The 22,289-nt window shown below is 79.0% G+C and carries 12 protein-coding genes; 5 read left to right on the top strand and 7 right to left on the bottom strand.

The window, feature by feature from the left end; genetic code table 11:
- Nucleotides 1-43 precede the first annotated feature (43 nt).
- The 4 genes from A2CP1_RS01340 to prmA are packed head-to-tail and all read right to left on the bottom strand — an operon-like array spanning nucleotide 44 to nucleotide 5,284.
- On the bottom strand, nucleotides 44-2,569 hold the full coding sequence (locus A2CP1_RS01340) for a GspE/PulE/PilB domain-containing protein (protein ID WP_012631690.1): 2,526 nt from the start codon (nucleotides 2,567-2,569) through the stop codon (nucleotides 44-46).
- 32 nt (nucleotides 2,570-2,601) lie between these two features.
- A complete protein-coding gene (locus A2CP1_RS01335; RefSeq protein WP_245529949.1) occupies nucleotides 2,602-3,642 on the bottom strand; it encodes an RDD family protein in 1,041 nt (346 codons plus the stop codon).
- 59 nt (nucleotides 3,643-3,701) lie between these two features.
- Nucleotides 3,702-4,424, bottom strand: a complete 723-nt coding sequence (locus tag A2CP1_RS01330; protein WP_012631688.1) for a 16S rRNA (uracil(1498)-N(3))-methyltransferase — start codon at nucleotides 4,422-4,424, stop codon at nucleotides 3,702-3,704.
- On the bottom strand, nucleotides 4,421-5,284 hold the full coding sequence (gene prmA / locus A2CP1_RS01325) for a 50S ribosomal protein L11 methyltransferase (RefSeq protein WP_012524334.1): 864 nt from the start codon (nucleotides 5,282-5,284) through the stop codon (nucleotides 4,421-4,423). Before prmA ends, A2CP1_RS01330 begins: the two co-directional genes overlap by 4 nt.
- Nucleotides 5,285-5,522: 238 nt before the next feature.
- On the opposite strand from prmA, the gene A2CP1_RS01320 reads away from it, so the two are divergent.
- Nucleotides 5,523-8,099: a response regulator gene (locus tag A2CP1_RS01320; RefSeq protein ID WP_012631687.1), complete on the top strand. Its 2,577-nt coding sequence runs from the start codon at nucleotides 5,523-5,525 to the stop codon at nucleotides 8,097-8,099.
- Between the two features lie 522 nt (nucleotides 8,100-8,621).
- Here the strand turns inward: A2CP1_RS01320 and A2CP1_RS01315 are convergent.
- On the bottom strand, nucleotides 8,622-10,694 hold the full coding sequence (locus tag A2CP1_RS01315; RefSeq protein ID WP_012631686.1) for an OPT family oligopeptide transporter: 2,073 nt from the start codon (nucleotides 10,692-10,694) through the stop codon (nucleotides 8,622-8,624).
- A gap of 200 nt (nucleotides 10,695-10,894) precedes the next feature.
- Between A2CP1_RS01315 and A2CP1_RS01310 the strand changes: the two genes are divergently transcribed.
- From A2CP1_RS01310 to A2CP1_RS01295, 4 genes are read left to right on the top strand one after another with little or no spacing between them, the layout of a single operon-like run.
- On the top strand, nucleotides 10,895-11,980 hold the full coding sequence (locus A2CP1_RS01310) for a hypothetical protein (protein WP_012631685.1): 1,086 nt from the start codon (nucleotides 10,895-10,897) through the stop codon (nucleotides 11,978-11,980).
- A gap of 45 nt (nucleotides 11,981-12,025) precedes the next feature.
- Nucleotides 12,026-13,165: a coproporphyrinogen-III oxidase family protein gene (locus A2CP1_RS01305; RefSeq protein WP_012631684.1), complete on the top strand. Its 1,140-nt coding sequence runs from the start codon at nucleotides 12,026-12,028 to the stop codon at nucleotides 13,163-13,165.
- 33 nt (nucleotides 13,166-13,198) lie between these two features.
- Nucleotides 13,199-13,819 (top strand): TfoX/Sxy family protein, encoded by a 621-nt coding sequence (locus A2CP1_RS01300; protein ID WP_012631683.1) that lies wholly within the window; start codon nucleotides 13,199-13,201, stop codon nucleotides 13,817-13,819.
- A gap of 9 nt (nucleotides 13,820-13,828) precedes the next feature.
- Entirely contained in the window at nucleotides 13,829-14,440 is a 612-nt protein-coding gene (locus A2CP1_RS01295; protein WP_012631682.1) for a DUF4230 domain-containing protein, read from the top strand.
- Nucleotides 14,441-14,803: 363 nt separating this feature from the next.
- Here the strand turns inward: A2CP1_RS01295 and A2CP1_RS01290 are convergent, their stop codons facing one another.
- Both A2CP1_RS01290 and A2CP1_RS01285 read right to left on the bottom strand, forming a co-directional pair.
- Nucleotides 14,804-18,520 (bottom strand): DUF3857 domain-containing protein, encoded by a 3,717-nt coding sequence (locus tag A2CP1_RS01290; protein ID WP_012631681.1) that lies wholly within the window; start codon nucleotides 18,518-18,520, stop codon nucleotides 14,804-14,806.
- Nucleotides 18,517-22,287 (bottom strand): DUF3857 domain-containing protein, encoded by a 3,771-nt coding sequence (locus A2CP1_RS01285; protein WP_012631680.1) that lies wholly within the window; start codon nucleotides 22,285-22,287, stop codon nucleotides 18,517-18,519. The genes A2CP1_RS01290 and A2CP1_RS01285 overlap by 4 nt, the downstream gene beginning before the upstream one ends.
- Nucleotides 22,288-22,289 lie beyond the last annotated feature (2 nt).

The following is a 22,289-nucleotide window of genomic DNA, read 5'->3' as shown; positions in this document are numbered from 1 at the left end:
GATCGGCCGCCGCGGCGACGGGAGGGGATGGGTTCACGTGCTCTCACAGCACCAGGCCGGACCGCGCCCACCAGCCGGCCCAGAGCCGCGCGGCGGCCTCTCGCTCGGGGGCGGGCGCGTCCACCTGATAGCTCACCGGCGGCGGGGCGGCGCGGGCCAGCTCCTCGGCGGCCGCGGCGCGCACCTCGCGCTCGGCGCTGGTGAGCCCGGAGAGCAGCCACTCCGCGCGACCGCGCCCGCGGTTCTGCTTCCACCAGGCGAGCCAGCGCCGGGCGTCGGTGCCGAGCCGCTGCAGGGTGATCTCGGCGAGCGCCGCGGCGGCCGCCTCGGCCGGCTCGCGCTCCGAGCTCTCCAGCACCTGGACCAGCAGCGGCACCGACTCCGCGTCGCGGATCGCGCCGAGCGCCCGCGCGGCGGACGTGGTCCGCGCGGCCACGCCGGAGAGCAGCGCGCGGCGGAGCTTCTCCGGGACCGCGCGCATCTCGGGGTGGCGGCGGTGCGCCGCGAGCGCGGCGATGGCGGCCCCGGCGACGCGTGGATCCGGATCGAGCACCCGCTCCGCCAGCGCGGGGAACGTGGACGGATCGCCGGCCGCGCCCAGCACCGTGGCCGCGATGCGCCGCCGGACCGGGTCGCGGTCGCGCAGCACCTCCACCATGGCCGGCACCGCGGCCGGGCCGAGCGCCGCGAGCGCCGCGGCGAGCGGACCGAGCGCGGTGGGCGAGGCGCCGTCCTCGTCGGACTCGATCGGGCCGGGCAGGCGCGCCCACACCACCGGCAGCGCCGCCTCCGGGAACGCGGCCAGGCGGGCAAGCCCCGCGATCCGGTCGAGCGAGCCGGCGTCGGTCTCGAGCAGCGCGGTGACCTCCGCCTCCGGATCGAAGCGGACCGCGCCGGAGGGCGGCGCCGCCGCCCCGAGCTCCTCCTCGAAGAGATCGATGTCCACCTCGAGATCGGCGAGCGCCGCGGCGGGCTCGTGCGCCTGCCACGGCTCGCCGGTCGGCGCAGCGACGGGCGCCGGGGTGGGCCGGGCCTGCGCGGCCGGGGTGGCGGCGCGGATCGGGGACGGCGCCGGGCCGGGCGCGGGCGCAGCCACCGGCGGCGGCGCGGCGGGGGCGGCGGCGGGCACCTCGCCCGCGCCGCTGACGCCGCTGCGGGCGCGCTTGCGCGCCTGGATGACGCGCTCGAGCGCCGGCGCGAGGCCCGCCAGGAACAGCACCAGGTCGGCGAGCCGGCGCGGCGAGACCGCCGACGGGCCGTTGTCGGCGTAGAGCAGGCAGGCGGTGCGCTGGCGCAGCACCACCGGGTGGACGAGCACGGTGCGCGGGGTCCCGCGCCCCAGGCCGTCGAGGATGGCGCGGTTCCCCTCCGGCTCGGGCGAGATGGGCCCGAGGTGCGGCGCGTGGGTCTCGATGGCGGTGTGGAACACGCCCGGATCGCTGGTGTAGATCGCGACCGAGCGGCACAGCGCGCGCGCGTCCTCGCCCTCCTCCTCGCCGAGCGCGTCGTGCCCGGCCACCGCGTCGCGCGAGACCGCGAACACCGCCGCGAACGCGAAGAACTCGCGCGCGTAGCGCAGCACCACGCGCAGGACCTCGTCCCGCTCGCCCGCGGCGGCGAGCGCCGCCTGCGCCTGCGCCCGCGTCCAGCGGCCCTGGGCGCCGGGGGCGGGCGGCGGCGGGGGCGCGGCCGCCTCACCCATGCGCCGCGGCGCCGGGCGCGAGGCCGGCTCCCGCGGCGGCTCGGCGCGCTCGACGCGAGCGGCCCCGGGAGCATTCGCGCGCCCCGGGCCCGCCGAGGGACGAGCGGCGGGCGCGGGATCGACGGCGTCGGCGGCCTCGGACGGCTCGGGCGCCGGGCTCGGGGGCGCGGCGTCCAGGAAGGAGAAGTCCGCCGACTCGAGCACCTGCGCCACCGCGGCCGCGAGCGGCTCGAGCTGCCCCGGCTCGTCGAAGCCGGCGGCCGCGGGCGCCGGGGGCGGCGGCGCGGGCGGCTCCGGATCGGCGGCCGCGGCAGGCGGCGGCGCGCCCTCGTCCGGCGCCTGCGGCTCGGCGCCGGCCGGCTCCGGCGCGGCCGCCTCCGCGCCCGGCGCCGCGGCCGCGGCGCCGCCGGCGGCGAGCGCGGCGAGGCGCGGCGGCAGCGCGCCGCCGTACAGGCGGTGGATGAGCGCGCGCACCCGCCACTCCGGCCCCACGTGCGGGGTGAGGTGCAGCGAGAGCATGAAGCTGATCTCGTCGAGGAGCGCCAGGTCCACCGGGTGGGTGGCGACGAGCGAGAGCTCGCGGCCCTCGAGCGCGAACGGCGCGAGGCCGTGGCGCTCGGCGACGCGCGAGGGGAACACCCGCCGCGCCCGCGCGTCGGACGCGTCCCACGCCCAGTCCGGCGCGGCCGGGAGGCCGCTCGCGCGCTCCAGCGCGCGCAGGACCACGTCCTCGCCGGCGAGGCCCAGCTCGAGCAGCGCGGTGTCGAGCGCGCCGCCGGCCTCGGCCTGGCGCGCGGCCGCGCGCTCCGCCGCGGCGGCGGGGATCGCGCCCTCCTCGACCAAGAGCTGCGCCAGGTCCCTCCGCACGGGACGGTTCTAGGGGGTTCGCGGTGTGGGGGTCAAGGCGCCTCGACCACCCAGGTGCCCGCCGCGAGGTCGTGCAGCGACCGTCCGCTGCGCGTGAACAGCGCCGCGAGCAGCCCCAGCCCGAGCAGCAGCACCGACGCGGCGGACAGCGCCGCCCGCGCCGCGCTCCGCGCCAGCGTCGGGCGCCGCCCGTCCGGGCCGACCACCCGCAGCCCGAGCGCGAGCTTGCCCAGGGTGGCGCCCGCGAGCGCGTGGCCCAGCGTCTGGTACACGAGGCCCAGGATGACCGCGCCCGCCGCGAGCGGAAGCGCGATGGCGCCGCCGTCGCGGAGCGCCAGGTCGAGCGCGTGCGCCGGGCCGCCCGGCTCGCCGGGCGCGAGCGGCACCGCGCCGGCGATGGCCTGCAGCGCCCAGATCGCGAGCGCCGCGAACGGCAGGACGTCGATCGCCCACGAGGCGGCGCGCCGCCAGGTGGCCGGGCGCCGCAGGTGGACCTCGACCGCGTCCACGTCGACGTCGATCGCCTCGTCGGGCGCGGCCTCGAGCGCCGGCACCGCCGCGGGCGCGGCGGGCGCGCCCAGGACCTCGCGATCGACCTCGAGCGCCCTCGCGAACGCGGCCGCCGGCGGGGGCAGCGCGCGGGCCGGCTCCGCCCGCAGGTCGGGGAGCGGGCCGAACTCGAAGTCGTCGTCCGAAGTGTCCGCGGCGGACACGGCCGCCTGCGGGGGCGGTGCGTCCGGCTGTCGCACGCCGAGCGGGGGCCCCAGATCCCAGCCGGAGCGATCGACCTCGCGCGCCCGGCCCGTGCGCGCCGGCGCCGTGGGCACCGGCGCCGCGGGCGGCATCGCGGGCAGGCCGAACACGAACGTGTCGGCGGCCGAGGCGGGCGGCGGCGGCGCGCCGCGGAGCGGCGGCGGCGTGCCGGGCGGTCTCGCGTCGCCGCGGCGGTCGATGCTGAGCGAGGCGTCGAGCGCCCGCGGCGGCGGCTCGGGCGCGAGCGCGAGCGGCGCGCCGCAGCCGGCACAGAACACCATCCCCTGGCCGGCCTCGCCGTGGCACCTCGGGCATCGCACGGCCCGAGGCTACGGTCGGCGCCGGTGGGGGTCAAGGAATGGGCGGGATGCCCGCGACCTCAACGGAGGTCGCCGAAGCGCGCCTGCAGCAGCGCGACCGCGACGATGGCGGCGGTCTCGGCGCGGAGCACGCGCGGCCCGAGCGAGGTGTCCCGGGCGCCGGCGCGCGCGCAGGCCTCGCGCTCGGCGTCGGTGAGCCCGCCCTCGGGGCCGACCACCGCGGCGTAGCCGCCCGCCGGCGAGGGCGCGGCCTCGGACAGCGCCGCGCCGCCGGGGTGGAACACGAACGCGCCGAAGCCGGCCGGCACCTCGGCGAGCGCCGCGCCGAGCGGCGCCGGCGCCCGCACCTCCGGCACGTCGGCGCGCCCGCACTGGCGGGCCGCCTCCTCCGCGATCCGCCGCCAGCGCGCCGCGCGCGCCTCGCCCTTCTCCGGCTCGAGCCGCACCACCGAGCGCTCCGCCGCGAACGGCGCGATCCGCGCCGCGCCCAGCTCGGTCGCCTTCTGCACCACGAGGTCGATCTTCTCGCCCTTGGCGAGCGCCACGAGCAGCCACACCGGCGCGCCGCCCCCCGGCGCCGCGCGGCGGGCGCCGAGCGCGAGCGCCTCGAAGCCGTCGAGGACGGTGGCCTCCCAGGCGCCGCCCCGGCCATCGAACAGCTCCACCGCCGCGCCCGGCGCGAGCCGGAGCACGTCGCGCAGGTAGTGGCGCGCCTCGTCGGTGAGCCCGGCGCGGCCCTCGCCGATCCGCTCCGGCGGGAGGTGGACCCGGCGCAGGCTCACGCGCGCGGCTTCTCCAGCGCGAGCAGGCTCCACTCGCCCTCGCGCCGGTCGCCGCCCGCGAGCGGGCGGAGCCCCAGCGCCAGGTAGGCCGCGCGCACCTCGTCCTCCTGCGGCCCCAGGATCCCGGAGAGCAGCACCGCGCCGCCCGGCGCGAGCCGCGCCGCGATCTCCGGCGCCAGCTCGACCAGCGTGTTCGCGAGGATGTTCGCGACCACCACGTCGAAGGCGCCGCCGATCGCCGGGAGCGCGTCCTCGGTGAGCGCGACCTCCGGGACGCCGTTCCGCGCCGCGTTCTCGCGCGCCACCGCGACCGCCACCGGGTCGTTGTCGTTGCCGGTGACCCGGCCCGCGCCGAGCTTCCTCGCCGCGATGGCGAGCAGCCCGGAGCCGGTGCCCACGTCGAGCACCGACGCGCCCGGGCGCGCCGCGAGCAGCTCCGAGAGGCCCGCCAGGCACAGCGAGGTGGTCGGGTGCGTGCCGGTCCCGAACGCCATCCCCGGATCCAGCACCACCTCGGCGAGGCCCGGCGGCACCGGCGCGTCCACCCAGGACGGGCGCACGAACGCGCGGCCGATCACCATCGGCCCGAGGCCCTTCTTCCAGGTCTCGCCCCAGTCCTCGTCCGGCACCTCCGCCACCTCGCCGCCACCCGCGGACGCCGCGGCGGCCTCGGCCGAGGCGCGGTCCGCGAACCAGGCCACGAGCAGCGCGCGGCCCGGCGCCGGCTGCGGCAGGCCGGGCATGGGCGTCCCCTCGCCGTCGCGCACCTCCACGCCGGAGGCGCCCAGCTCCCAGAGCTCGGCGGAGAGGTCCTCGGCGCGCGCGCGCGGGACGTCGAGGGTGAGCGAGTGCGTGGACAAGGGCGGCCTCCGTTGCGCCGATTCCTACCCTTCCGCCGCGCGGCGCGCCAGCGCCAGCCGCCGCCGCGGACGCGGGTGCGGCCCCGCCGCGGGCCGGCGTCCGGCCGCCGCCGCGGCCGGCGCCGCGCGGCGCCGGAACCCCTCGCTCCGCGCACATCCGCCCCTGCTCCGCGCGGGCGATATCGAGGCGGGTGGGCATTTCTCACGCTCCGCGGATCGGCGGTAGCATGCGGCAGCCATGGCCCTGAACGTCCTGCTGGTCGAGCCGGATCCCGGCCTCGCCGAAGAGATCCGTCGCGCGCTCGGGCCGGCTGGCTTCTCGGTGAGCGCCGTGGCGAGCGGCGAGCCGGCGCTGGCGCGCTGCCGCGAGCTCGCGCCCGACCTCATCCTGCTCGCGGCCGAGCTGCCCGACATGAGCGGCTTCTCGGTGTGCAACCGGCTGAAGCGCGCCGCCGCCTCGGTGCCGCTGCTGCTCTACACCGGCGAGGCCACCGACGCCGCCATCGCCGCGCACCGGGCCACCCGCACCCGCGCCGACGACTACCTCAAGAAGCCGTTCGAGCTGGCCGAGCTGCTCGGCCGCGCCGCCGCGCTGCTCCACGGCGACGCGCCCGCCCCGCCGCCGCCGCCCGCGCCGCCGCCCGCCGCCACCCCGGCTGCGCGCGCCCCGCGGGCCGGCGAGGGCGACCCGCCGCCCGTGCTGAAGCGGGTGGAGTCCGGCGTGGTCGCGGCGCGCGGGCTCGCCGGCGCGCTCGCCGCCGCCACCCCGGCGCCCGTGGCGGGCGCCCGCCCCGGCCCCGTCGCCGCGCCCCGCCCGCCTCCCCCGCCCCCGCCGCCGCGCGGCGCCCCGCTCGGCAAGGTGAAGGTGGCCGGCGCCACCCCGCGCCCCGACCCCGCCGACGTGCTCGCGGAGTGGCCGCGCGACCCCGCGCCGCCGAAGGGCACGCCCGAGGAGAAGCTGGAGTACTTCCGCGACCGGCTCCGCGCGCGCGACGCGTTCCTGGCCCGCGTGCGCGACGCCATCGCCGCGATGAAGGCGGAGGTGGCCGAGCTGGCCGGCGAGCGCGACCTGCTCGCGCGCGATCTCGCCGGCGAGCGCGACCGCGCCGCCGGGCTGGAGGCACGGCTGGCCGAGGGCGCCCAGGACGCCGCCGCCCAGGCCGCGCGCGTCGAGGACCTCCGGCGCCAGCTCGAGGAGAGCGAGTCCACCCGCCGCTCGCTCTCGGAGGTGCTGAACGAGACGATGCAGCAGCAGGAGTCCGCCGAGCAGGAGGCCTCCGCCCGGATCGCCGGCGCCGAGGAAGCGCGCGCGCGGCTCGAGGCCGAGCTCGCCGAGGCGGTGGAGGCGCACGCCCGGGCCATGGCCGCCGTGGAGGCCGACCGGGCCGACGAGCGCGCCGCGCTCGAGGCCGCGCGCGCCCAGGCCGAGGCCGACGCCGCGCGCGGGCTGGAGCAGGTCGAGGCGGAGCGCGTCCGGGAGCGCGACGAGGCCGCCGAGCGGCTCGGCATGGCCGAGGCGCGCGCCACCGCCGCCGCCGCCGAGCGCGACGCGCTGGAGGCCGAGCTGGCCGCGCTGCGCGGCGAGCTGGGCGAGCGCGACCGGGCGCTCGCCGAGGGCGAGGCGCGCGCCGGCGAGGCGCGCCGCGCGGCCGAGGCGGAGGCCCAGGCGCTCCGCGCCGCCGCGGACGAGGCGGAGGGGCGCGCCCAGGCCGCCGCCGGCGAGCACGCCGAGGCGCGCGAGCGGATCGCCGCCCTCGAGGCCGAGCTGGCCGAGGCCGCCGGGACGCGCGAGGCGCTGGAGGAGGCGCTCCGGCAGGCGCAGGCCGAGGCCCGCGCGTACGACCAGAAGGCCGTCGCCGCCGAGCACGCGTTCCAGGCCAAGGCCGCCGAGCTGGCCGCGGCCGCGCAGCGCATCGCCGACCTCGGCGCCGCGCTGGACGAGGGGCGCGCCTCGGTGGAGGGCACGCGCGGCGAGCTGGCGCGGGTCGAGGCCGGGCGGGCCGAGGCCGAGCGGAAGGGCGCGCAGGCCGCCGCCGAGCGCGACCAGCTCGCGCGCGAGGTCGAGGCCGCGCGCCGGGAGGGCGAGGCCGAGCGCGAGCGCGCGCGGCGGCTCGACGCCGAGGTGAAGCGGCTCGCGCAGCTCGAGCCCGTGGCCGAGGAGGCCGCGCGGCTGCGCAAGGAGGTCGGCTCGCTGCGCGAGATGGTGCAGCAGCGCACGCAGGCCGCCGAGGCCGCCTCGCGGTCCGCTCAGGCCGCCGCCGCCGAGCGCGCCCGCGCCGAGGAGCGGGCCGCCGTGGAGGCCGGCAAGCTGCAGGGATCCGCCGCGCGGCTCGAGTCGGAGCTCGGCGCCGTGCGCCGGAAGCTCGCCGAGCTGGACGCCGAGCGGGGCGCGCGCGCCGCCGAGCTGGAGAAGGTGCGGGCCGAGCTGCAGACCGCCCAGGCCGAGGCCGATCGACGCCGCCAGGGGGCGGCCGCGGAGGCCGGCGAGGCCGAGCGCCGCCACGCCTCCGAGGCCGCGCGCCTGAAGGCGGCCATGGTGGAGCTGGAGAAGCACCTCGAGGCGCGCGCCCGCGCCGAGCTCGTCATGAAGAAGCGGATCCAGGAGCTGGAGAAGGCCGCCGCCGCCCCGCGCCCGCCGCCCGTGCCGGCCGCCGATCCGGCCGAGGTCGCGAAGCTGAAGGCCGCCGTGGCGCGGCTCGACGAGGAGCTCGGCGACCTGCGCGGCGAGAACGACTTCCTGAACGGCGAGGTCGCCCGCTACCAGCAGAAGAACCGCGACCTGCAGGCCCAGCTCGACTCGCTGCGCGAGGTGTGAGGCCCGGCGCGCCGCTCAGGGTTCGACGGGGCTCACCCTGAGCGGATGGGCGGGCGCGAGCGCCGCGGCCACTTCAGCAGCCACCCCGCCACGACGTCCCGCGACCCACCCCGCCGCATCCACCCCAGCAGCCACTCCGCCGCATCCACTCGACCGCGGTCACTCCAGTAGGCCACCCCGCCACATCCACCCCGCCACGACAACCCACCCGTCCCGGGGCACGGGCCCGGGGGGTCGCGGCGCGGCGGAGCGGAGCGCGCCCTGTGCACCGCCACCCCAGCGGCCCGCACTGCAATCGACGTGACGGCCGCGCGGCCTCATCGCGCGGCCGGCGCGTCCGGGATTGCAGGCGGCCCCCGAGCGCGCGCAGACGCCGCCCCGACCGCCACGCCCCGGGCCGCGCGGAGCGCAGCCGCGCCGCCGATCCCCCCGGGACCGGCCCCCGCGGCCACGCCACCCCATCAGCCCGAACGCAAGTCCCGGCGAGCCCCGCCGGACCGCCGCGGCCCCCGCGGCGGAGGACTAGGCCTCCAGCCCCGGTTGCGGCTTCCGCGCCGCGCGGTAGAGCACCGCGGCCAGCGCCGCGAAGAAGACGACGCCCAGCACCGCGTACCCCGTGGACCCGATCGCGTGGACGATCGACTCCTGCAGGTCGAGCGTCTTCATGGTGCCCTCCGCGAACACCTGCAGGAAGGCGACGATGACGCCGAACAGCGCGCCGCCCGCCACCAGGCCCGTCGCGAACAGGCTGCCGCTGCCCAGCTCGCCCTCCTCGCCCGCGCCGCCCTTGCGGCGGGACACGAAGTCCGCCACGCCCTTCAGCGCGCCGCCCACGAAGATGGGGAGCGTGGTGGAGAGCGGGAGGTACAGGCCCACCGCGAAGGAGAGCGACTTCACGCCGCACAGCTCCATGGTGATGGCGATGAACGCGCCCACCAGCACGAAGTGCCAGTCGAGGTTGAGCGAGAGCAGGCCCTTGATGAGCGTCGCCATGAGCGTCGCCTGCGGGGCCGGGAAGTAGGAGGAGCCGATGGCGTGCTCGGTGATGCCCTCGGAGATCATGCGCGCCGTCGGGGTGTCGAGCACCTTCACCGTCACGCCGATGACCGTCGCCGAGGCGATCGCGCCCACGAACAGCGCCAGCTGCTGCGCGCGCGGCGTCGCGCCCACCAGGTAGCCCGTCTTCAGGTCCTGCGAGGTCGCGCCGCCGTTCGCGGCCGCGATGCAGACCATGCCGCCCACCACCAGCGCCATCGGCTCGTAGGCCGCGCCCGTCCAGCCCACCGAGACGAACACCATGGCCGTCGCCATGAGCGTCGCGATGGTCATGCCCGAGATCGGGTTGGAGGAGGAGCCGATGATGCCCACGATGCGCGAGGACACCGTCACGAAGATGAAGCCGAAGGCGATGATGAGCACCGCCGTGAGCAGCTTGTTGAGGACCGTGTCGCCCGGCACCTGCGGCAGCGCCACCAGCAGCACCACCAGCGCGATCGAGCCGACGATCACCGTCACGAACGAGAGGTCGCGCTCGGTGCGCGACACCGACGCCGCCCCCGCCTTGTCGCCCAGCGAGCGGATCGAGTCCCGCAGCGAGCTGACGATGGTCGGGAACGTCTTGAGCAGCGTGATGAAGCCCGCCGCCGCCACCGCGCCCGCGCCGATCTGGCGGATGTAGGCGAGGTACACCGCGCGCGGTAGGTTCGCGAACGTACCCGCCGCCGCGTCGAACCCGAAGCCCTCCGGGCTCGCGCCCACCTTGACGAGCTGCCGCGCGATGACCTCGCCCGGCACCAGCACCGACAGCAGCGGGATGAGCCCCAGCCACGCCAGCACGCCGCCCGCCACCAGCACGCCCGCGATGCGCGGCCCGATGATGTAGCCGACGCCCAGGTACTCCGGCGTGATCTCGCCGTTCACGGTGGCGTTCGGCAGCCACTTGTTCGTCTGCTTCGTCACCCAGGCCGGCGTCTCGGCGATGACGTGGAAGACCTTCTGCAGGAGCGCGTACCCGAGCGCGAACCCCACGCCCTGGAACGCCGTCTTCGCGAAGTCGCCGCCCTTGTCGCCCGCGATGAGCACCGAGGCGCAGGCCGTGCCCTCCGGGTAGACCAGCTGCCCGTGCTCCTTCACGATGAGCGACCGCCGCAGCGGGATCATCATGAGGACGCCCAGGATGCCGCCCACCAGCGAGAGCGTGAACAGCGTGACGTAGCTGAAGTAGCCCGCGCCCACCGACGAGCCGCCGGGGCCCGCCGAGAGGAACAGGAAGCCCGGGAGCGTGAACACCACGCCCGCCGCGATCGACTCGCCCGCCGACCCGGTGGTCTGGATGATGTTGTTCTCGAGGATGGAGGTCTTGAAGACCTTCCGGCCCAGCGAGATGGCGATGACCGCGACCGGGATGGAGGCGGAGACGGTGAGGCCCGCCTTGAGCGCCAGGTAGACCGTGGCGGCGCCGAACAGGATCCCGAACAGCGCGCCCAGCAGCACCGCCTTCGGGGTGAACTCGGGGAGCGTTCGATCCGCGCCGATGTACGGCCTGAACTCCTTCTGCTCCACCTCGGGCTTCACCACCGTGCTCGGCTCTGCCATGCGTCTCCTCGGTGCTGGGGTTCCGCGTTGCGGCGGGAGAAAACCACGTCCGCCCGCCGATGTCGACAACCGGGAACCCCCCGCGCGGGCCTTTCGCCGCCCGCCGCGGGCAGACGGAAAGTGCAGCGCCGCAGCGGTTTCGCGCGCCGCGCACCCGCGGCTGCGTCGCGCGCCCCTGGGACGCGTGCTAGAGGAGGTCCATGCCCGCCTCCTCGCGCTCGTCCCTCGCCTGCGCGGCCGCCCTGGCCACCGTCCTCGCGGCCGCCCGCCCCGCCGCGGCGCAGCACGCCCCGCCGCCCGCCGGCGCGCCCGGCGAGCCGCCCTGCGTCCCGGTGAAGCCGTGCGAGATCCCCGACGAGCCCGCGCCCGCCGCCGAGCCGCCCGCCGAGCTCGGCGCCGAGGTCCGCCGGCTGTTCGACCTCGTGGCTTGCCGGGGCCCGGCGCCCGCCGGCCTCGACGCGCAGGTCGTGGGCGCGTTCTGCGCCGAGCAGCGGAGGGCGCTCGAGGCGTTCCGGACCGGCCCGCGCGCGAAGGCGCTCGAGGCGCTCGCGCCGCTCCGCCCCGCCGGCCTGCCCAGCACCGCCGTGGTGCCCGGCGGCGCCGACCTCCTCACCGCGCTCGGCGCGTTCCCCGATCTGAAGAACGTCACCACGTTCTCGGCCGCGCCCGCCGGCGACCCGCGCGTCCTCGCCGGCCTCGCGCCCGAGCGGCTGCGGCAGGGGCTCGCCGCGGTGCGCGCCGGCGCGCAGGCGCTGCTGCGCGGCGAGGGCGCGACGGCCCGCGGCGCCTCGCGGCCCGGCGAGTTCCCCGTGCAGCTCGCGCTGTTCCTGACCGCGCTCGCGGCCGAAGGGTACGAGCCCACCGGCCTGCGCTACTTCACCGTCCAGCCCGACGGGACGCTCCGCCACCTCGGCCGCGCCGACCTCGGCGCCGGGCGCGCGCCGCTCGCCAGCTCCGAGCTCACCTTCGTGCGCCGGGGGGACGATCCCCGCACCCGGACCCGCACCCACCGGCACGTGGCCGCCGACCTCTCCGACGCCGCCCTCGCGCGCAGCCCCGGCGTCCTCGCCCACCTCGCCGGCAAGGGCGAGCTCTCGGTCGCGCTCGGCGCGGCGGGCGCGTCGCCCTGGCGCGACGACCACGCACGCGTCCGGAAGCTGCTCCTCGAGCGCGCCGCCATGATCGTGTCGGCCGGGCCGCGCCTGCCCGCCGCGCTCGCCCGCCAGGCCGGCCTCTCCGCGGAGGAGCGCGGGCCGTTCCAGGTGGCCCGGCGCGACCGGCGCTGACCGGCGGCGCGGCGCCGCCCGCGCGGCCGCGCTATCCTCCCCGGGATGGCGCGCCCGTTCGGCGTGTACGTGCACTATCCGTACTGCACGCACCGCTGCCCCTACTGCGACTTCGCGGTCACCACCGAGCGCCCGCCCGGCGCCGGCCGGTACGCGCGCGCGGTGCGGGCCGAGCTCGGGCTGCGCGCGCCCGCGTTCGAGGGCCTCTCGCTCCGGAGCGTCTACCTGGGCGGCGGCACGCCCTCGCTCTGGGACGCCGACGAGCTCCGCGACGTCCTCGCCGCCGTCCGCGACCGGTTCGGCCTCCCCGGCGGCGCCGAGGTCACGCTGGAGGTGAACCCCGAGTCCAGCGACCCGGCGCGGCTCGAGGCCTGGCGGGCCGCCGGGGTGAACCGGATCTCGGTCGGCGCGCAGTCGTTCGACCCGGGCGTGCTCGCGAAGCTCGGCCGCCGCCACGGGCCGGAGCGCGCCGAGCAGGCCATCCGCGAGGCCGCCGCCGCCATCGGCAACGTGAGCGTGGACCTCATCTACGGCGCGCGCCGGTCGAGCGTGGAGACCGCGCGGCGCGACGCCGAGCGGGCGGTGGAGGCCGGCGCGGTGCACGTGTCCGCCTACGCGCTCACGCTCGATCCCGACGTGATGGCCGAGGAGGTGCCGCTCGCGCGCATGCGGCGCGAGGGCCGGCTGCCGCTCCCCTCCGACGAGGACGCGCTGGCGCAGGCGGCGGCGCTGCGCGCGGCGCTCCGGCGCCTCGGGCTCCGCCGCTACGAGATCTCCAACTTCGCCCGGCCCGGCCGCGAGTCGGTCCACAACGGCCTCTACTGGCGGCACGAGAGCTACCTCGGCCTCGGCGCCGGCGCGTACGGCTGCCGGCGCGGGGACGCGGGCTCGGTGCGCTACGGCAACCTGCGCGACGCCGGCGCCTGGCTGGCGACGGTGGAGGCGGGACGGCTGCCCACCGCCGAGGAGGACCGGATCGACGCGCGCGCCGACCGGAACGAGCGGCTCATGCTGGCGCTGCGGACCCGCGACGGCGCGCCGCTCGCCGCGCTCGGCCCGGCGCAGACGCGCGAGGCCGCCGACCTGGTGCGGCACCGGCTGGCGGTGCGGCGGGATGGCGCGCTGGTCCTCACCAGCCGGGGCCTCGACCTGCACAGCGCGATCTCGGAGCGGCTGTTCGAGTGAGGTACGCTCGGCGGCACCGGGAGGCGCGCCGACATGCCCATCTCACCTTCGTTCGTGGACCACGCCGTCGACCTCGTCTCCGCGCTCGGTCCCGTCCAGGCCCGCCGGATGTTCGGCGGCGTCGGCCTGTACTGCGACGGCCTGATGTTCGGCCTGCTCGACGGGGACGAGCTGTTCCTCAAGACGGACGGCGAGACGCGCCCGTGGTTCCTCGAGGCGGGCTGCCGGATGTGGATCTACCCCGGCATGTACGAGACGAGCTACTACCGGCCGCCCGACGAGGCGCACGAGGACGCCGAGGCGATGCTCCCGTGGGCGCGGCTCGCGCTCGACGCGGCGGTCCGTGCGCAGGCCGCACGCGCGGCGAAGGCGCGCGCGCCGCGCCGGGCGGGCGCGAAGGCCCGGGGAACCCGCGGCGCCGCCGCGAAGGCCGCGAAGGCCGCGAAGGCGAAGGCGAGGGCCGGGACGGGTGCGCGCCCGGGCAGGAAGGGCGCGCGGCCGTCGAAGCCGCGGCCGGCGCGGAAGGCGGCGCCGTCCGCGGCGGGGCGGAAGTCGACGGCGCCGTCCCCGAAGACGCGGCGCGCCGGTGTGCGCGCCGGTGGGCGCGGCAGCGCGCGGCGGCGCGGCGCACCGTCGGCGCGGCGGCCGCGGTAGCATCGGCGGATGCGCCGGCTCCTCGCACTCCTCGTCCTGGGCCTCGCGGCGGGCGCCGGGCTCGGCCTGGCGCTGCGGCTCGGACGCGCCCCCGCCCTGCCCGATCCGCCCGCCGTGGCCACCCGGATCCGCGAGGTGGCGCGGCTCGAGGCGCTCGACGTCACGCTCTACAAGAAGGTCGCGTTCTCGCCCGAGCCGGCCGAGGCGGGGTCGCTGTGGGGCGACGTGGCCGGCTGGCTGCGCCACGTGTTCCGCACGCCGCACGGCAAGGCGATCGTGTTCGCCGACGCGCACCTCGGGCTCGACCTGGCCCGGCTCGACGCCTCGCGCGTGCGGGTGACCGGGCGCACCGCGGAGATCGCGCTGCCGCCCGTCGAGGTCCGCATCGCGCTGCGGCCGGGCGAGACGGAGGTGATCGGCTCGAACCTCGACTCCGCCGAGACCGCGCGCCTGCTGGAGCTGGCCCGCGCCGCGTTCGAGCGCGAGGTGCAGGCGGACGCGGCGCTCCGCGCCCGCGCGCGGGCGTCGGCGGAGCGGGCCATCCGCGGGCTGCTGCTCGGCCTCGGGTTCGCCGAGGTCCGCTTCGTGGACGCGCTGCCCGCGGCGGCGCCCTCCAGCTGAGCACGCGCACCGGGCCGATCGGGAGAGAGGCCCGGAGGGCGCCCGCCCGGGGAAAGCGGGCGCCCTCCGGTGTGCTCCGGTCCGGGTCGCGATCCGCGCCGCGGTTCGCTGCACGTCGGGGGGGCGACGGCGCGTGGGCGGGCGCGGATCGCGGGCTCACGAGGTGACGGCGCGGCGGCGAGCGGGGGGAGCTGCCGCCGGGCGTTCCTCGGGAGGACGGACCCGATGAAGCACGCCCGCCGGAAATGCAGCGCGCGTGCCGCACGCGCCGCGCGGCCACGCCGCGGATCTGCGCGAGATCACGCGACTCGTGGCGCTGCTGCCCCAGGGTGGACCCCGACCCCGGGTATGCACCGGCGTGGGTCAGCGTGCGAGGAGCAGCGGCCGCTCCTGCGCCTGGTCCACCGCGGCCGCGAACGCGGCCAGCTCGGCGTAGTGCTCCGGCGCGATGCGCCCGCGGCGCAGGTCGAGGCGCTCCTCGCGGACCAGCGCGCCGCCGTCCAGCCGCTCCGTCTGCGTGAACCTGCCCGAGGGCGACGACGCGGTGCGCGGCGCGTCGGCGACGACCGCCAGGCCGCGCGGCGGCACCACCTCGACCCGCTGCACCTGCCGCTCGGGCGTGGGCAGGAGGAGCGGCGTCCGGCGGGCCGCGACGCCCACCAGCCGCGCGCCGAGGCGCGCCGGGAAGAGCGGCTGGTCCAGCACCAGCCCGCCCTCCACCGCCCGCGCCAGCTCCGGCACGCGTGCCTTCCAGCGGATCTCGAGCGGCGCCGCGGGATCGTCCTCGCCCGCGAACGCGACCTCGGTGACGGTCACGCCGCGCAGCACCCGCCCCAGCATCCCCTCCACCGCCTGGCGCCGCTGCGCGGCGTCGAGGCGCTCGAGCGCGGCCTTCAGCTCCGCGCCGCCGTAGCCGAGGTAGCGATCGGTGCCGCTCGCCTCGGCGGACCCGTCCGCGGCGAGCACCAGCCGGGCCGTGGTCTCCCGGCCCTCCTCCACCAGCGGGCTCTCCGGCGTCCGGTCCACCTCCGGCGCCTCGCCCGGCTCCGGCAGCACGAGCGCCTCGCACCCCGCCAGCACCGCCGGGAACGCGCCGAACGGCGCGTGCCGGGCGGTCGGGTCGAGCCAGAAGGTCGCGCCCCCGGCGCGCACCCGCAGCAGGGGCGCGGCGTAGAGGCCGAGCGCCGGGAAGCGGTAGGGCGCCGGATCGGCGCTGTACGGCCGCACCAGCGCCACGCGCGACTCGATGCCGAGCTCGGCGAGCACCGCCTTCAGCACCGCCAGCCGGCTGCCGCGCCCGCGCGAGAGCGCCACGCTCGCGTCCTCGCCCATCCCGCCGCCCGACCCGAGCACCGCCTGCGCCACCCGGGCGTAGGCGGCGCGCGCGAGCTGGGCCGGCCCGCCGCCGCCCGCCGCGATCTCGCGCGCGAACGCGCGGAGCTCGGCGGTGGCGCGGGTGCGCTCCGGCAGCGCGTCGGCGATCGCGCGCTGCAGCGCCGCGCGCCCGCCGCCGGTCCCGACCGCGAGGAACGGCAGGTACTCGGCGCCGCCCGGCGCGTCCGGCTCCGGGACGATCGCCGGCACGTCGTGCCGCTCGGCCCGGAGCACCTCTCGCCCGCCGTCCCGCACCGGCACGGGCGCCGGCATGCCGTGCGCATCGGCCTCGAGCCCGAGGCCCGCCGGCGCGCGCACCACGTACAGCGACCGGAACAGCCGGCTCCCGGGCACCTGGAAGTAGAAGGGATCGGCGACGTAGCCCTCCAGGCCGGGCGGCGACTGCGCCGCGCGGACGTAGTCGAGCTCCACGTAGTCCCCCGGCGCGAGCCCGGCCAGCGAGATCGATCCCTTGGCGCTCCCGGCCCGCTCCGGCTCCAGCGTGGTGCCGTCGGGCTTGATGGTGCGGAGCGCGAGCACGTCCGCGCCGGCCGGCACGGTCACCTCGCCGAACTGCTCCACGCCCTGCTGGTCGAGCACGTGCACGAGCTGCTGCGTGCGCTCGGTGGCGGCGCCGCCCGGGTGGACGTCGACGTAGGCGGCGTCGAGCACCATCACGGTGGACGCGCCGTTGCGCCGGCCGGCGGCCTCGTACGCGCGGATGGCCGCGCGCGGGTCCGCCGCCACGTCGGCGAGCACCTCGGTCCCGTCCTCCAGCGCGAGCGCCCGCCGGAGCTGCAGGTCGCCCGGTTCGAGCGCCAGCGCCCGCTCGCGCGCGGCGCGGGCGCCGGGCGCGTCCCCGGACAGCTCGCGCGCGTCGGCGAGCCGCCGCTGTACGCGGGCGTCTCGCGGCCAGATCCCCGCGATGGCCTCCAGCGCCGCGACGGCGCGGCGCGTCTCCCCCGAGGCGACGAGCGCGTCGGCGCGGGTCAGCCCCGGCTCGACCGCCCAGGGCCGGGCGCGCACCACCGGGTCGAGCGCGGCCCGCTCCGCCACCGGATCGCCGCGCCGCCTGAGGTGGCCCGCCAGGCGCTCGCGACCGCCCCGGCAGCGCGAGAGCACCGCCATGGCCTCGTCCTCGCGGGCGGCGGCGCCGCGCCGGACCGCCAGCTCGTAGGCGAGGTCGGCCGCGTCGCAGCTCCCCGCCGAGCGGAGCGCCTCGGCGGCGAGCCCCTCGGCGCGCTCCAGCAAGCCGCGGGCCTGGGCCGCGCGCGCCCGGGCGGCGATCCCGGCGGGCCGGGCGGCCGCCTCGGGGGCCAGGCCGGCCAGCACCGCCTCGGCGTCGTCGTGGCGCTCGGCGCCGCGCAGCAGGGCCGCGAGCTCCACGCGCGCCTCGGCGTCGCCCGGGTCGAGCCGCAGCGCCTCGCGCAGGTCGGCCTCGGCGCGCGCCCGCGCCACCTGCTCGTCGAGGCTCGGGTCGTCGACCGCGGCGTCCGCCCGCGCCGCGCGGAGCGCCGCCGCCTCCGGGCGCAGGGCCAGCGCCTCGGCGAGCAGCACCTTGGCCGCCTCGCGGTCGTTCACCATCGCGTCCCGGGCCGCCAGCAGGCGCGCGGTGGCCGCCCCGACGTCCGGCTCGAGCGCGAGCGCCAGCGCCCGCGGGGTCAGCGCCGGCTCGGCGCGGGACCGCGCGGCGGCCGGCGCGGGCGGCGCGCCCGGAGCCGGCGCGGCGAAGCGGGCGTCGGAGGCGGCGCCGTCGGCGCGCGCGAAGGCCAGGTGGATCCCCGTGCTCGGCCCGCCGCGGGTCACCTCCAGCACCACGCGGTGCCGGCCGCGCGCGAGCTCCACCGGCAGGTGCACGAGCCCCGGGAGCCAGGCCCCGAACGCGCGCCGCTCGTGCACCAGCGCGCCGTCCACGACGAGGCGGGCCGAGAGCTGCGTCCCGAGCGTCACGAGGTAGCGGCCGCCGCGGGCCAGGTCCACGTCGGTGGCGAGCGCGAACAGGTCCCCGCCCGCCGGCTCGCCGTCGAGCGCGACGGTGCCGTCGGGCGCGGGGAGCGCGCGGGTCGGCACCGCGGGCCCGCCGGCACGACCGGGCACCGAGGCCGGCAGCTCTCCGCGGTCGGGCGGGATGGGCGCGCCGAAGTCGAGCGCGTGGTGGGCCGCGAACGGCCCGGCGATCGACCAGACCGGGACCGCGCCGTTCTCGCGCCGGGCCTGGGCGGCGGCCTCGTGATCCCCGAGCACCTCCGCCGCGGTCACCCGCGCCACCCGTACCCGGTAGGCGGCGAGCCCGCGCAGGCGGCCGCCCGCCCCGAGCCGCAGCACGCCCGCGTCCACCTGCGCCGCCAGCGCCGGGCCGCGCTCGGCCAGCTCAGAGAGCCTGCGCAGGGCCACGAGCGCGATGGGCTCGTCCGGCCCGGCCTCCACGGCCGCGAGCAGCCGCTGCACCTCCGCCTCGCCGTCGAGCGCCCGCCGCGCGAGCAGCGACGCGCCGAACCGCGCCCACGGGTCGCGGACCCGCGAGGCCGGCCCGAGCCGCGCCTCGGCGCGGGCCACGTCGTTCTGCTCCAGCGCTGCCAGACCCTCGCGCGTGGCGCGCCCGGGCTCGGCCTGCTCGGCGCGCGGTCCGGCGCAGGCGAGCGCGAGCGCCGCGAGCGCGGCGACCCCGGTGAACCGCGGCGCGGCCCGGCGCACGGCGCGGCTCATCGCGCCGCCTCCTCGGCCGGGACGATGCGCACCTTGCGCGCGAAGGCCCGGTCGATGCGCGAGGTCAGGTCGCGGAAGGCGGGGTAGTCGCGGGCCGGGATGCGCCCCTTCTCCAGCCGGACGCGCGCCTCCGCCACGAGCGCCGCGCCCTCGCGGCGGTAGCGGACCTCGAAGCTGGCGTAGGGGGTCCTCGCCGCGTCGCCGTCGGGCAGCTCGGCGATCCGCCAGCCGGCGGGCAGCGTGTGACGGTACGTGAACACCGTCTCGGCGGGGCTGCCCAGGTCGAGGTCGTGCCGCCGCGAGGAGAGCGCGGCCCAGCTCTCGCCCCAGCCGCGCGCCGCGCCGAACGGCGAGAAGCGCAGGCCGGCGCCGTCGGGCCGGGCGAAGCGGGGGACCTCCAGCGCGAACTGCATGGTGACGTCGTCCTCCAGGCGGGTGAGGTCGGAGGCGGTCACGGAGGCGACGCGCACGCCGGGGAAGCTGCGGTTGAAGCTCTGCTCGAGCTGGGCGCGCCGCTGCTCCTCCACCAGGTAGGCGCGGCGGTAGGTGGGCGCCTCCGCGCCGGTGACGCGCCAGGCGCCGCGGACCGCGGCGGAGCCGTCGGCGGCGAGGGCCACGTCGAAGCGGGTCTCGCCGCGGTTCTGCTCGGGGAGCGCCTCCGGCACGGTGGCGAAGCGCGGCTTGCCGTCCGGGTTCACCACCAGCACGGTGGCGCCGCGGTCCTCGCCGGGCAGGTCTCCGGAGCCGGAGTAGGCGGCGGTGCCGTCCAGCCACAGATCGAGCGCCGGCACGTACACGATGGCGTGGTTGAACACCGCCAGCGACGCGGGCGCCTCGGGGAGGCGGCCGAGCCGGCGCATGCGCAGCAGCACCAGTCGCGCGTCGATCCCGATCGACTCCAGCATGGCGCGCAGCAGGCTCGCCTTGTCCTTGCAGTCGCCGAAGCGGCGCTGCAGCACCTGGTCCACCCGGTACGGCTTGTAGCCGTGGATGCCGAACTCCAGCCCCACGTAACGGGTCTGCGAGACCACGAAGTCGTAGACGGCGCGGGTGAGCGCGCGCTGCGTCTCGAGGTCCCAGCCGCCGGGCGGCGGCAGCGCGCTCGCAGCGGCCTGCGCGCGCGCCACGCGCGTGCCCTCGCCGCGCCGAGCCCGCAGCACCTCGGCCGCGATCCGCTCGGCCTCGGCCCGCACCTCCGGGGTGGGGCGCACCGCGTCCTTCACCAGCCCCCAGTAGAAGCGGGCCACCTGGTCCCAGCTCGCGTACGTGGAGACGTGGACGTGGCGCGACACCTCGCTCCAGCCCGGCATGCCCGGCTCGGGCACGACGCGGGGCAGGTCGCGGGCGGACCAGCGGTGCTCGACCACCTCGCCGGGCAGCGTGCGCTGCGCGTGCGCGATCCCGGCGGGCGCGTTCGCGTGGATGGCGCGCGCGGCCGGCACGAGCAGCACGTACTCGAAGCGCGCCTTGCGGGTGGTGTCGTCCACGAAGGTGAGGTCGCCGAAGTAGTCGGAGAGCAGGTTCTCCCCGGCCACGTCCTCGAGCCGCCAGGCCACCTCCAGCACGTCGCCGGGCGCGAGCGCCGGGAACGAGAGCGTGCGCGCGGTCAGGTCGTAGTAGAGCCGGTACCAGGGCTCGCTCGCGCTCCGCTCGGACTCGTCGTGCGCCTCGATCACCGTCCCGTCCGGCTTCAGGATGCGCGCGCGCTCCACCCGCACCTCCTGCCGGTCCGGCGACCAGGACACGGTCTGCCGGCGCGCCTGGTCGGCGCCGCGGGGCGTCAGCACCTTCACCACGGTCTGGGTGTACGTGGAGGAGAGGCCCGAGGGCAGCACCCGCGTGACCTTCAGCTCGCCCAGCACCAGCGCGTCCTCGTCCGGCTCGGGCGCCGGGGCGGCCGCGGCCAGCGCGCGCGCGTCGAGCAGGTAGGGGCGCTCGAACGGCTCGCGCGCCGGCTCGAGGCTCCGCACCAGGAGCTTCAGCTCCGGGCTCTGCGGCCGGAGCTCCAGCGCGCGCTGCAGGTCGGCCTGCGCGTCCTTCACCCGGCCCTGCGAGAGCCGCGCGCGGCCGCGCCGCTCCCACGCGTCCGGCTCGTCCGGCGCGAGGGCGAGCGCCGCGGCGTAGGCGCGCTCCGCCTCCTCCCCGCGCCCGCTCGCCGCGAGCAGGTCGCCGAGCCGCAGCCGCTGGTACGCGTCGGAGGGATCGAGGCGCAGCGCCTCCTCGAGCAGCGCCCGCGCGCCGGCCACGTCGCCGCGATCGGCCAGGATCTGCGCCAGCGCGGCGCGCGTCTGCGCGTCGTCGAACCGGAGCGCGACGAGCGTGCGGCTGCGCGCCGACGCCTCCTCGGTGCGGCCCAGGCGCCGCGCCGACCGCGCCGCGGCCCGCACCGCGGAGGGCACCGTGGCGAACGCGGACGCGGTCGCCTCCGCGAGCAGCGCGCCGCGCGCCTCCAGGCCGGCCCGGGAGAGCGCCTCGGCGAGCTCCACGCGCGGCGCCGCCCAGCCAGGCGCGGCCCGCACCGCGCGCTCGAGCAGCCGGGCCGCCGCCTGCGGGCGGCCCTGATCCAGCTCCTCCTGCCCGAGCGCCCGCAGCGCCCGCGAATCCTCCGGCGCCGCCGCGAGCGCCGCCTCGATGCGCTGCCGCCGGCGTCCGTGGTCCTCTTCCAGCGCCGCCGCCTCGAGCTGCGCCTCCACCCAGCCCGGCGCGAGCAGCGCCGCGCGGCGCGCCTCGGCCGCCGCCCGCCGTTCCTGCACGTCCCCGCCCTGCCGCGCCGCCAGCACCCGCGCCAGCTCGAGCCGGGCCTCCGCCTCGGCGCGCGCGCCGCGGGCGGCCTTCGCCCGCTGCTCCAGCGCCGCCACCGCGGGCGGCACCGGCGCGGTCGGCCCGGGGGCGGGGACCTCGTGGAGCGCGGCGCCGCGCGGATCCGCGGCCGCCAGCTCCAGCCCCTCGCCGCGCGCGTCGGCGAGCCGGAGGTAGAAGCCCATGCGGCCGTCCTGGTGGCAGAGCTTCACCAGGATCCGGTTCGCGCCGCGCCGGAGCGTCACCCCCACCGCGCGCTGGTCGAGCCGGGCCGGGTGGTAGTCCGCGTCGGTGAGCACCACCGCGCCGTTCACCCAGACCCGCGCCGCGCCGCTCGCGCCGAGCCAGAGCCGGGCCTCGACCTCGCGCGGCGCCTCGACCTCGGCGAGCGCGTACGCCACCACCTCGCGGGCCGGGCGCAGCGCCGCGCCCAGGTGGACGAACCCGTCCACCACCGCGTCGTCCGGCAGCGCACGCCAGGCCACCTCGCGCACCTTGCCCGGGTACCGGGCGGCGAGGTCCACGGCCTTCTCGGGCGGGAACGCCTCGGCGAGCCCGCGCTTGCCCTCGTCGTCGAACGGCCCGAGCACCCGCCAGCGCGCGACGAAGCCGAGCCGCTGCAGGCTGGCCGCCTCCTTCTGCAGGTTGCCGCGGGCGCGCTCCACCTCGGCGAGCCGGAAGCGCGCCAGCGCGCGGACCTCCGGGTGCGCCTCGCGGTCGTCGGCGGCCCGGGCGTAGGCAGCGGCGAGGTGGGCGAGCTCGGGCAGGTCGTCGGCGAGCGCGTCCAGCTCGGCCAGCGCGGCGAGGCCGCGGGGCCCGCGACGCTCGCGGTCGAGCGCCGCCACCGCCGCGGCGGCGCGCTCCGCCTCGGGGTCGAGGCCCGTGGGCGGCGGGAGCGGCGACAGCGCGCGGACGGACCCCGTCCAGGCGAGGCAGAGCGCGAGCAGGGCGGCGAGGCGTGCGAGCATGC

Origin of the sequence: Anaeromyxobacter dehalogenans 2CP-1 (genome assembly GCF_000022145.1) — a bacterium.
GTDB lineage: Bacteria > Myxococcota > Myxococcia > Myxococcales > Anaeromyxobacteraceae > Anaeromyxobacter > Anaeromyxobacter dehalogenans.
Note: the sequence above shows the minus strand (reverse complement) of the source record. Positions and strands in the feature narration are given on the sequence as shown.